This is a genomic window from Bacillus sp. FSL R5-0422 (assembly GCF_038610765.1).
Classification (GTDB): domain Bacteria; phylum Bacillota; class Bacilli; order Bacillales; family Bacillaceae; genus Bacillus; species Bacillus pumilus_O.
This window is the reverse complement of the sequence record NZ_CP152014.1, coordinates 2,392,167-2,404,012: the sequence shown is the minus strand read 5'-3', so window position 1 is coordinate 2,404,012 and position 11,846 is coordinate 2,392,167. Positions and strand designations below refer to the sequence as shown.

At 42.0% G+C, this 11,846-nt stretch carries 11 protein-coding genes and 1 other annotated feature; of the genes, 10 read left to right on the top strand and 1 reads right to left on the bottom strand.

Annotated features, from left to right (window positions below):
* Positions 1–16: 16 nt before the first annotated feature.
* A complete protein-coding gene (gene ysxE / locus MKX52_RS12305) occupies positions 17–1,048 on the top strand; it encodes a spore coat protein YsxE (RefSeq protein WP_216886156.1) in 1,032 nt (343 codons plus the stop codon).
* 46 nt (positions 1,049–1,094) lie between these two features.
* Here ysxE and MKX52_RS12300 read toward each other — a convergent pair whose 3' ends face one another.
* Positions 1,095–1,283, bottom strand: a complete 189-nt coding sequence (locus MKX52_RS12300) for a hypothetical protein (RefSeq protein WP_003216497.1) — start codon at positions 1,281–1,283, stop codon at positions 1,095–1,097.
* Between the two features lie 168 nt (positions 1,284–1,451).
* Positions 1,452–1,681: a binding site (T-box leader), on the top strand.
* Between the two features lie 59 nt (positions 1,682–1,740).
* Between MKX52_RS12300 and MKX52_RS12295 the strand changes: the two genes are divergently transcribed.
* The 9 genes from MKX52_RS12295 (at position 1,741) to mreD (ending at position 11,830) form a co-directional block, all read left to right on the top strand.
* Positions 1,741–4,383, top strand: a complete 2,643-nt coding sequence (locus tag MKX52_RS12295; protein WP_342490783.1) for a valine--tRNA ligase — start codon at positions 1,741–1,743, stop codon at positions 4,381–4,383.
* A gap of 71 nt (positions 4,384–4,454) precedes the next feature.
* Complete coding sequence (locus MKX52_RS12290; protein WP_342491892.1) at positions 4,455–5,753, top strand: folylpolyglutamate synthase/dihydrofolate synthase family protein; 1,299 nt, start codon at positions 4,455–4,457, stop codon at positions 5,751–5,753.
* Positions 5,754–5,900: 147 nt separating this feature from the next.
* Positions 5,901–6,620, top strand: a complete 720-nt coding sequence (locus MKX52_RS12285; protein ID WP_342490782.1) for a prepilin peptidase — start codon at positions 5,901–5,903, stop codon at positions 6,618–6,620.
* A 168-nt stretch (positions 6,621–6,788) separates the two neighbouring features.
* On the top strand, positions 6,789–7,808 hold the full coding sequence (locus MKX52_RS12280; RefSeq protein WP_342490781.1) for an SPOR domain-containing protein: 1,020 nt from the start codon (positions 6,789–6,791) through the stop codon (positions 7,806–7,808).
* A 177-nt stretch (positions 7,809–7,985) separates the two neighbouring features.
* On the top strand, positions 7,986–8,555 hold the full coding sequence (locus MKX52_RS12275) for a Maf family protein (RefSeq protein ID WP_012010768.1): 570 nt from the start codon (positions 7,986–7,988) through the stop codon (positions 8,553–8,555).
* A 48-nt stretch (positions 8,556–8,603) separates the two neighbouring features.
* Positions 8,604–9,278, top strand: a complete 675-nt coding sequence (radC, locus tag MKX52_RS12270) for a DNA repair protein RadC (protein ID WP_088002219.1) — start codon at positions 8,604–8,606, stop codon at positions 9,276–9,278.
* Positions 9,279–9,368: 90 nt separating this feature from the next.
* Positions 9,369–10,388 carry a rod shape-determining protein gene (locus MKX52_RS12265; RefSeq protein WP_088002217.1) on the top strand — a complete coding sequence of 340 codons (1,020 nt, stop codon included), beginning with the start codon at positions 9,369–9,371 and terminating at the stop codon, positions 10,386–10,388.
* A 27-nt stretch (positions 10,389–10,415) separates the two neighbouring features.
* Entirely contained in the window at positions 10,416–11,315 is a 900-nt protein-coding gene (gene mreC, locus MKX52_RS12260) for a rod shape-determining protein MreC (RefSeq protein ID WP_012010765.1), read from the top strand.
* A complete protein-coding gene (gene mreD, locus MKX52_RS12255; protein WP_034661648.1) occupies positions 11,312–11,830 on the top strand; it encodes a rod shape-determining protein MreD in 519 nt (172 codons plus the stop codon). The genes mreC and mreD overlap by 4 nt, the downstream gene beginning before the upstream one ends.
* Positions 11,831–11,846: the final 16 nt, after the last annotated feature.

Below are 11,846 nucleotides of genomic sequence, written 5' to 3'. Positions count from 1 at the left end.
AATGTGGTGAGTGAACGTGGATGAGATCCAATCTGTCCTATACGAATACGGGCTTGAAGCGGAATACATTGAACCTGTCAGTCCTGCTGTCGTCAAAGTATATACAAAGCAGGGCGCATTTGCTTTAAAGCGAGTAAAAGCCAGTCGACATATGCAGTTTACAGAGCAAATGCTTGAACTAGAATCAAAGGGCTATCGCTCTTTTGTGCCGATTTATCGGACGAAGAGCGGTTCTTTTTTCTCAAGTCATCGTGAAAGCCAGTACGCATACTATCTGATGCCTTGGCTGACGAATGAAAAGAGAGAAGAGCAGGACGATAAACATGAATATTTATTTCAAGAGATTGCAAGACTTCATAAGCGGACCGAAGTGATGATGGATATCACAGATCAAGAGATCGAAGCGCACTACACACAAATCAAGACCAAGTGGGAAACAGAAAAAGACATGTATGAACGGTTCATAGAGCGGGCAGAGCAAACGTGGTATATGTCGCCATTTGAACTGGCTGCTGCGATGTATTTTTCAGAGGCGATGTCTGCTAGCGAATTTGCCCTTGAACGACTAGAAGATTGGCATGAAGAAATGAAAGATAAAGAAACAACTCGTGTTGTGTTAAATCATGGGCAGCTGTCAATTCATCACTTTTTGTACAATGATGTGGGCACAGGGCATTTCACCAATTTTGAGCGGTCTAAAAAAGCCGCCCCCATTTATGATCTTCTAACCTTTTACTTTCGGACGTTCAAAACCTATCCCACGTCGTGTCCTGAATGCACTTCCTTGTTTTATACGTATCAAAAAGGAAATCCTCTTCGGGAGGAAGAGCTTCATTTGTTTCTTAGTTACCTTGCTTATCCGCAAGGTCTGTTTGATACAGTGAAAACCTATGAAGCAGGCGGGCAGGATGAGATGGAAAGCTGTCAAGAGCTGTTAAGAGCATATTGGCAGATGAAAAATTCAGAGCCGACCGTCATGAAGATTCACGAGATTGAGCAGGCTAGACGGCTTGAAGAAGAACAAAGTGCCTCGTCATCAGCGGAATGACGAGGTTATTTTGTGTTCATAATGGCTGGTACATAAGAGCAAGCGTTTAAAACCAATCAAGGTGAAAGGCGCAGGCAAGAAAAATGAGAATACCTAGGATGAGGACGTCAAATGTCGTGGGGAAAATAATTGTACGAAACCCTTGAAATATCGCAATTGGGAGAACGACTTGGGAGGCGACTGCCCGAATTTGTCTTAGCCAGGGGGGAAGTGTATATGGATTGATCTTCTTCAAAGTAAACGCCCTCCTTCTTCATTTTGCTATTATCATATGGGCAAAGAGGCAAAGGGTGCTTGTCCAATTTGTATAAAGAAGAAGAAAAGCGGAAAAGATGATTGACGAAAACAAAAGGCATTTAGTAATATAAATAAAAGATGAGTACGTGCTGATGAACGTGATATATCATAAGCGTGGATCAGGAAGAGTACGAGCAAGACCCTAAAGAGAGGGAGACCATGTGCTGAAAGGTTTCCTAGGATGTACTTGTTTGGAAGGTCGCCTGTGAGCTTAATTTCTTGAATGAACAAGTAGAGAAATTCGGGAGAACCCCGTTATCCTTTAGAGTGTATGGGACACGTCTATGTGTCTCGTGAAAAAAGGTGGTACCGCGAAAAAGCTTTTTCGTCCTTTTATAAGGATGAAAAGGCTTTTTTTATGTTTCATCAGCCAAAAAAATGTGGAGGTTACATAAATGGAAACAAATAATCAAGAAATGCCAACAAAGTACGACCCAAATGCGATTGAAAAAGACCGCTATACGTACTGGCTTGAAGGGAAATTCTTCGAAGCACAAAATGACAAAACGAAAGATCCATATACAGTCGTCATTCCTCCACCAAACGTGACAGGAAAACTGCACCTTGGGCATGCATGGGATTCGACTCTTCAAGACATCGTGACACGTATGAAACGGATGCAGGGCTATGACGTTCTATGGCTTCCAGGAATGGATCATGCCGGTATTGCGACACAAGCAAAGGTTGAGGCAAAGCTTCGCGAAGAAGGCGTCAGCCGTTATGACCTTGGCCGCGAGAAATTTGTGGAAGAAACGTGGAAATGGAAAGAAGAATATGCGGACTTTATTCGCAGCCAATGGGCGAAAATGGGACTTGGTCTTGATTACTCGCGTGAACGTTTTACATTGGATGAGGGTCTGAATAAAGCAGTACGTCAAGTGTTTGTTCAATTGTATGAAAAAGGGCTGATCTATCGCGGAGAGTACATCATTAACTGGGATCCAGCGACGAAAACGGCACTTTCTGATATTGAAGTGATTTATAAAGATGTTCAAGGTGCGTTTTATCACTTAAGATACCCACTTTCAGATGGCACGGGTTCAATTGAAATTGCGACGACAAGACCTGAGACAATGCTCGGAGATACAGCTGTTGCTGTGCATCCAGATGACGAACGTTACCAGCATTTGATTGGAAAAACAGTGGTCTTGCCAATTACAGGACGCGAGATTCCGATCGTTGCTGATGACTACGTCGATATGGAGTTTGGTTCAGGCGCTGTGAAAATTACACCTGCTCATGACCCGAATGACTTTGAGCTTGGAAACCGCCATGACTTAGAGCGTATTCTAGTTATGAATGAAGATGGCACAATGAATGCAAATGCACTGCAATATAAAGGATTGGACCGCTTTGAATGCCGTAAACAGCTTGTAAAAGACTTACAAGAAGAGGGTGTTTTGTTCAAAATTGAGGATCATATGCATTCAGTTGGTCATAGTGAGCGAAGCGGAGCTGTCGTTGAACCTTATTTATCAACACAATGGTTTGTAAAAATGCAGCCGCTGGCAGACGAAGCCATCAATCTTCAAAATGGGGACGACCAAGTTCAATTTGTTCCAGACCGCTTTGAAAAGACGTATTTACACTGGATGGAAAATATCCGTGACTGGTGTATTTCTCGTCAGCTATGGTGGGGACACCGCATTCCAGCTTGGTACCATAAAGAAACGAAAGAAGTATACGTAGGACTGGAAGCACCGGAAGATATAGAGAACTGGGAACAGGATAACGATGTGCTTGATACTTGGTTTAGTTCAGCGCTTTGGCCTTTCTCTACAATGGGCTGGCCGGATGCTGAGAGTGAAGACTTCAAGCGCTACTATCCAACAAACCTGCTTGTTACAGGCTATGACATCATTTTCTTCTGGGTCTCTCGCATGATCTTCCAAGGTCTTGAATTCACAGGAGAAAAACCGTTTAAAGACGTTCTTATTCATGGGCTGATCCGTGACGAGCAAGGACGTAAAATGAGTAAGTCGCTAGGAAACGGAATTGATCCAATGGAGGTCATCGACAAGTACGGTGCAGATTCATTAAGATATTTCTTAGCAACTGGAAGCTCACCAGGTCAGGATCTTCGCTTTAGCTTTGAAAAGGTTGAATCCACTTGGAACTTTGCGAACAAAATTTGGAACGCATCACGTTTTGCTTTAATGAACATGGATGGCTTAACGTATGATGAGCTTGATTTGACTGGAGAAAAATCAGTTGCTGACCAATGGATTTTAACCCGATTAAATGAAACGATTGAAAGTGTCACACAGCTGGCTGACAAGTATGAATTCGGTGAAGTAGGCAGACATTTATACAACTTCATTTGGGATGATTTCTGTGATTGGTACATTGAAATGGCGAAGCTTCCGCTTTATGGTGAAGATGAAGCAGCGAAGAAAACGACTCGTTCGATCCTTGCGTATGTATTAGATCAAACGATGAGACTTCTACATCCGTTTATGCCGTTCTTGACAGAAGAAATTTGGCAGCATCTTCCGCACGAAGGTGAATCGATTACTGTAGCGGCTTGGCCTGAGGTGAAGCCGGAGCTTTCAAACGAACAAACGTCTGCTGATATGAAACTGCTCGTGGAGCTCATCCGCTCTGTTCGTAACATCCGCAGTGAAGTGAATACGCCAATGAGCAAACAGGTGGAGCTTTACATTAAAGCCTCTACATCTGATGTGCAGGAACGCTTAGAGAAAAACCGTTCATATATTGAGCGCTTTACGAACCCAAGTGTACTTGAAATTGGCACAGATGTTCCAGCTAGTGATAAAGCGATGACGGCTGTTATTTCTGGAGCAGAGCTCATTCTGCCGCTTGAAGGCTTAATCAACTTAGATGAGGAAATCGCTCGTCTACAAAAAGAATTGGATAAGCTGACAAAAGAAGTAGAGCGCGTTCAGAAAAAGCTAGGCAACGAAGGCTTTATGAAAAAAGCGCCTGAAAGTGTCGTAGAAGAAGAGCGTGCGAAAGAACGTGACTATGTCGCCAAACGCGAAGCTGTTCAAAAGCGTATTGAAGAGCTGAAAGCATAAGATTGAAAAGACGGCTCCTAACAAAATGGAGTCGTCTTTTTTGAAAATTTCGGATGAAATGAGAGATGACATTGTTTACAACCTATCATGAAGCCATTGAGTGGATTCACAGTAGATTGGCCTTTGGTGTAAAACCGGGTCTTGAAAGAATGAAGTGGCTGATGAACAAACTAAGCCATCCGGAACAACGCATAAAAGCAGTCCATGTTGCGGGTACAAATGGAAAAGGTTCAACGATTGCGTTTACTCGTTCCGTTTTACAGGCAGCAGGCTATTCAGTCGGCACCTTCACCTCTCCGTTTATCTTAACGTTCAATGAACGAATCAGCGTGAACGGAGCACCTATACAGGATGAAGAATGGCTGAGTTTGGTGAATAAAATCAAGCCTTTTGTTGATGAGTTAGACCAAACAGAGCTTGGCGCAGCAACAGAGTTTGAAATCATTACTGCATGTGCATTTGCTTATTTTGCCGATGTACAACAAGTAGACTTTGTCCTATTAGAGACAGGCCTTGGCGGAAGACTTGATTCAACAAATGTTGCCGCCCCTATCTTAACAGCGATTACGTCGATTGGTCATGATCATATGGCGATTTTAGGTGACACACTTGAACAAATTGCATCTGAAAAAGCAGGCATTATCAAAGTGGGTATTCCGATGATCACTGCTGTCCATCAACCGGAAGCTCTTGCGGTCATTCAAAACATCGCAAAAGAAAAAAAGGCGGAATGCATTTCATTACAAGAGACCTGTACCTTCAGTCATCAGCAGCCAACAGAAACAGGAGAACAATTTACGTTACGCACATCAAAAAGGCAGTATCCGCAGCTTGAAACAGGATTAATTGGAACGCATCAAAGGCAAAATGCTTCTCTTGCTGTTTTACTCATTGAATGGCTGGAGCAACAAGGCTATATTAGCGTGACAGAAGAGCAAATATATGAGGGCATTCGGCAGGCAGTTTGGGCTGGGAGATTTGAAAAGATTAAAGATCAGCCTCCAGTGTATTTAGACGGCGCTCATAATGAAGAAGGGATTGACCGTTTAATTGAAACCGTACAAGCTCATTTTTCTAGTAAACAGGTGCATGTATGTTTTAGTGCTTTAAAAGATAAGCCGTACAAGCAAATGATTCAAAAGCTTGAAGCTGTAAGTTCTTCTATCCATTTTGTTTCATTTGATTTTCCAAGAGCCGAATTAGCGGAAAAGCTTTATGCATGCAGTCAGTTAGAGGCAAAATCGTATGATGATGACCCTCGTGCAGTACTTGAATGGATTCAGAAAAAGAGTGATGATCCTTCAGCGGTGATTCTTGTGACAGGCTCTCTTTATTTTATTTCAGATATACGAAATCGTATGATTGGGTAACGAAAAGACGCAAATGGCTTTGATGCCTCCTGCGTCTTTTTCTTTTTATATGTAGAAGAGGGGGAAAATCATATTTTCACTAGATGCTTAAGAAGGTGGGATCATGGTAAAATCCGGTCTATCTTATTCCCGGAAGGAGCTCCACATATGATTGAGGTTTTTCTGTTTCTTGCAGGCATCACGATGGGATCGTTCTTTCATCTCGTTGGTGAAAGGCTACCGGTGAAGCAGTCTATTCTTATTCCTCGCTCTCACTGCACAGCCTGTAAACAGCCGCTATCCCTACGCGAAATGATCCCGCTCGTTTCTTATCTTGTATGGAAGGGGTCTTGTAAACATTGCGGCATTCGTCTATCTTGGCTCTATCCAACGATTGAGCTGCTGTCAGGCGGTCTTTTTTTGTTCATTTATAGGATCGCTGGTTTTTCGTTTGAAGGTCTTTTTCTTATGATTCTTTGTAGTTTATTCGTGATTGCTGTCGTGAGTGATCTTCTCTATATGAGGGTGCCGAACGAGCTGTTTCTCTTCTTTTTTCCTCTTTTCGCCATATACCGCACGCTGGAACCGCTTCTAATTTGGTGGGAAGGGACGGCTTCTCTCATTTTTTGCATTCTTTTGTTTTCTAGTCTAGATTATTTTAAGCCAAATAGTATGGGCGGAGCTGATATGAAGCTGTTCAGTGTACTTGCATTTTGCTTTGGCTTCAAACCGTTCCTTCTCATGCTTTTTCTCTCATGTATCACTGGAATGGTTTATGCAAAGGTCTTTTCCTTTCGATTAAACGAGCCATTCCCTTTTGTTCCTTCGATCGCTATTTCTTTTTTGCTGTATCTCTGTGGTACTCCTGTCTTGTTTCAATTTGGCTAGTCGAAGGGATGAAAAAATTGGCGAACACTTTTTTGCTCTGCCGACAAAAGTCTTGTTCTTTTTTTTTATTGCTATGTTAAAGTGTGAAACAGAAAGAAGGACGGGTTAAATTCGCGCTGATTCATTGGACAGAAAGGTCTTTCTTACAAACATGTCAGAAAGCGGGGAATGACAGTGAAAAAAAGGCAGGCAAAAAAACAAGGGCTAAAGGTCAATATTAATGGCAAGGAAGAAATGGTACACGAAGATGATCATCAGCCACCGAAACAGGAAGAAGATCAAGTGACGTTTTCGAATTGGGAAGAAAAGAGACATTCGGAACAGGAGACAGCCGCTTCTCAGGAAGATCCGTCTAAACCGAAAGAAGAAGATTTCCAGTGGGATGATGCGGCTGATCATATTTATCATTCTGATCCAAAAGTCGTCACCCCTTATCAAAAGAAAAAAAGCTCCTTTGATCAAAAGTTCGGTAAAAATCGTGGTCCCTTCAAGAGAGTGATGACAACGATTGTGTTTGCGGTCGTTCTTGGGACAGGCCTCGGGGTGTTTGCGCTTAGTTTAAGTAAAGATAGTACACCAAATCCTTCAGGTGGAGATATCAGTGTCTCGGCATCTGGATCTGGAAATCAATCATCGATGAAAGCCGGCGGGGGTGCGCCGAAAGCAGGTACTACAGATGAATCAAAAGAGAACAAAGAAGAAAAAAGTGCCTCTGGCAGTTTATCAACCTTTGTTGTACAAGCTGGGAAATTCTCTTCTGAAAAAGGAGCAGATGACTTAGTTGGCAGTTTAAAAGATGCAGGATATGCAGGGAAAAAGATTTCCATGGATGATGGGTATTATGTTATTGCTGGACTTGCGACAGAGCAGGGGATGACAAGCGCTGTAGGGAAGAAATTGATTGATCAGCACTTTGAGGCATGGGGAGGAAAAGAGCTCTCATTTCAAGTGCCGGACGAGCTGACTAATTTAATAGAAAAGGCATCTGTATTATCATCCAAAGTGATTGCAGGCGATGAAGTGGATCAAAAGGAAGTGACGCAGCTAATTTCTGAGCTTGAAAGTGCCAAAACAGAGGACGCACCGGCTAAAAGCAGTTTGCTGAAAGCTGTTCAACTGTTAAATGACCCAACTGCTGAAAATGGCTGGAAATCTCAGCAGGCATTACTTGATCAATTAAATACGTAAAATCATTTTTTAAGAAACGAAACTAGTCAAAAAATGACTAGTTTTTTTCTTTTGCATCCAACATAATGATGAAGGTACATGAAAAATGAATTTTCGTAAATTGTCGGTAAGATGTACATTTGCTAGGATGAATGGGTATCTTACTTCTTAGGCTAAACCCTGAAAGGATGAACAAACATGAACCAATTGATTCTCGCATCGCAGTCACCTAGAAGAAAAGAATTGCTTGATCTAGCAGGGTTTTCTTATGACATTCAAGCAAGTCATTTAAAAGAAGAAATAAATCGAAACCTTTCTCCTGCTGAGAACGTCCAATGGTTGGCAGAACAAAAAGCAAATGATATTCAAAGATTAAATCCCAAAGCTGTGGTCATTGGTGCAGATACAATTGTTGCAATTGACGGCAAATGTCTTGGGAAACCAAAAGATAAGAAAGAAGCAGCCTTCATGCTTCAATTATTATCAGGAAAGACACATCAAGTCTTGACGGGTGTCACGGTTCAGTCAGAGAATAGAAAAGAAACATTTTATGAACAGACAGAAGTGACATTTTGGACGCTGACTCAAAATGAAATAGACCGCTATATCGAAACGGGCGAACCCCTTGATAAAGCGGGAAGCTATGGCATTCAAGGGAAAGGCGCACTGTTTGTTCAAAAAATAGATGGTGATTATTTTTCCGTTGTCGGTCTACCTATTGCAAAAACAGTCAGAGTGCTTGAAACCTTTGGAATCACCCCTTTTTGAAGACAGGAAGGAATTCTAAAAGGAGTGGTCATCCTGAACGATTTCCCTATGCTGCTAAAGCATTTCCCTCATGATGAAAAACCGAGAGAACGTTTTATTAAATACGGGCCCAGCAGTTTGTCAAATCATGAACTTGTTGCGATCCTTCTAAGAACAGGCACAAAAAAAGAATCCGTTCTCCAAATTTCTGCAAGACTTCTGCAAACATTCGGTGGTCTTCGCTCTGTAAGAGAAGCCTCAATTGAAGAAATGTCGAAGATTCGAGGAGTTGGAAAGGCGAAGGCGATTTCTCTTTTAGCTGCTTTAGAACTCGGCACTAGATTACACCATCAAACGACGGATAACCGCTATGTGATCCGCACACCAGAAGACGGAGCGAACTTTGTGATGGAAGATATGAGGTTTTTGACACAGGAAAATTTCGTTTGTCTGTATCTCAATACAAAAAATCAAGTTCTTCATAAACACACCGTGTTTATTGGAAGCCTGAATTCATCGATCGTTCACCCGCGTGAAATTTTCAAAGAGGCCTTTAAACGTTCGGCCGCTTCATTTATATGTGTGCACAACCATCCATCTGGAGATCCGACGCCCAGCAGGGAAGATATTGAAGTGACACAGCGACTTTTTGAATGTGGAAAGCTGATTGGAATACAGCTGCTTGATCATCTAGTCATAGGTGATCAAAAATTTGTGAGTTTGAAGGAAAAAGGGTATTTGTAACACTTTTTTTTTCAATGTTTTACGATATAATAGAGTTTATGAGTTTTTCCCTAAAGGGAATTTTGGTTTAAGAAAGGAAGATACATACATATGTTTGGAATTGGTACAAAAGACCTTGGAATAGATCTTGGAACAGCGAATACGCTTGTTTTTATTAAAGGAAAAGGCATTGTTGTAAGAGAACCTTCGGTCGTAGCCTTGGAAACTGATACGAAGTCTATAGTGGCAGTCGGAAATGATGCTAGGAATATGATTGGCCGTACACCTGGTAATGTTGTGGCACTACGCCCGATGAAAGACGGAGTCATTGCAGATTACGAGACGACAGCAACAATGATGAAATATTACATTAATCAAGCATTAAAAGGCAAAGGGCTTTTTGCTCGTAAACCTTACGTGATGGTATGTGTACCGTCTGGTATTACAGCTGTAGAAGAACGTGCAGTCATTGATGCAACGAGACAAGCCGGTGCACGTGACGCATACCCGATTGAAGAGCCATTTGCGGCAGCGATTGGTGCGAACCTTCCTGTATGGGAGCCAACAGGAAGCATGGTTGTAGACATTGGCGGCGGTACAACAGAGGTAGCCATTATTTCTCTTGGCGGTATTGTGACATCACAATCAATCCGCGTGGCAGGAGATGAAATGGATGATGCAATCAGCAGCTACATCCGTAAAACGTATAACCTGATGATCGGTGATCGTACGTCAGAAGCGATTAAAATGGAAATCGGTTCTGCGCAGTCTGATGTACATGATGAAATGGACATTCGGGGTCGTGACCTTTTAACAGGTCTGCCAAAAACAATCTCGATTACAGCAGATGAGATTGCAAAAGCGCTTCGCGATACAGTGGAAACCATTGTTGATGCGGTGAAAATGACACTTGAAAAAACACCGCCTGAGCTGGCAGCAGATATTATGGACCGCGGAATCGTTTTAACTGGCGGTGGTGCATTGCTTCGTAATCTTGACAAAGTGATTAGTGATGAGACGAAGATGCCAGTCATTATTGCGGAAGATCCGCTTGACTGTGTGGCGATCGGAACAGGAAAAGCACTAGAGCATATTCATTTGTTCAAAGGAAAATCAAAAGATAATCGATAATCGGGCGTAAATAAAGAGGTGTAAGACATGCCGCAGTTTTTTATGAATAAAAGATTAATGTTGCTCCTTGTCTGTGTCATCGTACTGGTGGCCATGATTGGTTTTTCAGTGAAAAGCGGCAGAGGTGCTTCATGGCCGGAAAAATTAGTGGGGGATACGACAGGCTTTTTTCAAGGTGTCTTTCATAAACCATCACAATTTATTGCCGGTATGTATGGGAACGTACAAGATTTAAAGAACACATACGATGAAAACGAACGTCTTCGAAAAAAACTTGATGGACAAACCCAATATGAGGCGAAACTTCAAGAATTAGAAGATGAGAACAAAAAGCTTCGCAAGCAGCTCGGTTATGTGAACTCTATTCGTGATTATACGCCAATTCTATCAACGGTTATCGCGAGAAACCCGTCCCTTTGGGATAGCTTTGTCATGATTGATAAAGGGAAAAAACAAGGCGTTGACAAAGATATGGCGGTCACAAATGAGAGTGGTGCGTTAATTGGGAAAATTGAAAGTGATAAGCTCAACAATTTTACTTCGACAGTAAGGTTGCTAAGCTCCACTGACCAAAATAATAGAATTTCAACGAAAATTTTTGCGAAAAAGGGCAAAGAAGAACTCAACGGAATTATTAACGGCTATGACAGTAAGAAAAAAATGCTGACAATGAATATTCTGAAATCTGATGCAGATGGAGATGTCAAAAAAGGAGATCTTGTTGAAACATCTGGAGCAGGGGGCGTATTCCCTCAAGGCTTGACGATTGGTAAGGTGAGTGAAATCGAGCCAGATCATTACGGCCTGACAAAGATCATTTATGTAGAACCAGCGGCTGAACTCAACAATTTAGACCGCGTGATTGTGGTGAATCGCAGCTCAAGTACGGCAGATGCATCTGTATTGACGAAGGAGGAAGGCTCGTGAGACGTGTCCTTCTTGCTTTCGTCATGTTGTTTATCTTCGTATTTGACAGTATTTTTGTTGATCTAGTGAAGCTCCCATTTGTTTCAGACAATCAAATTTTAGCTCCTCATTTCATCTTACTCGCACTCGTATTTATGACGGCTTTTGTGAATCAAAAATATGGTGTGATTTTCGGTTTTATCTTTGGACTTTTATATGATATTTCGTATACAGGCATACTTGGTGTTCATATGTTTGGCTTTGGAGCGCTCTGCTATTTGTTAGCGAAAGCCTTTAAAGTTTTGCAAACGAATATGTTAGTGGTCGTCTTTCTGTCGATTATTGCTGTTTCCGTAATGGAGTTTTATGTGTACGGCGTTCAAGCGACAATTCAACCAGGGATTATGCCGTTTAATACGTATGTCATCGAACGCTTTATTCCAACGATTCTTTTAAATACTGCTGCGTCTCTCATACTTGTTGTGCCGCTTAGGCTCTTTTTCATCAACATGAAACAAGGACTGATCGACGAATAAAAGCAGGAGTTTGTCC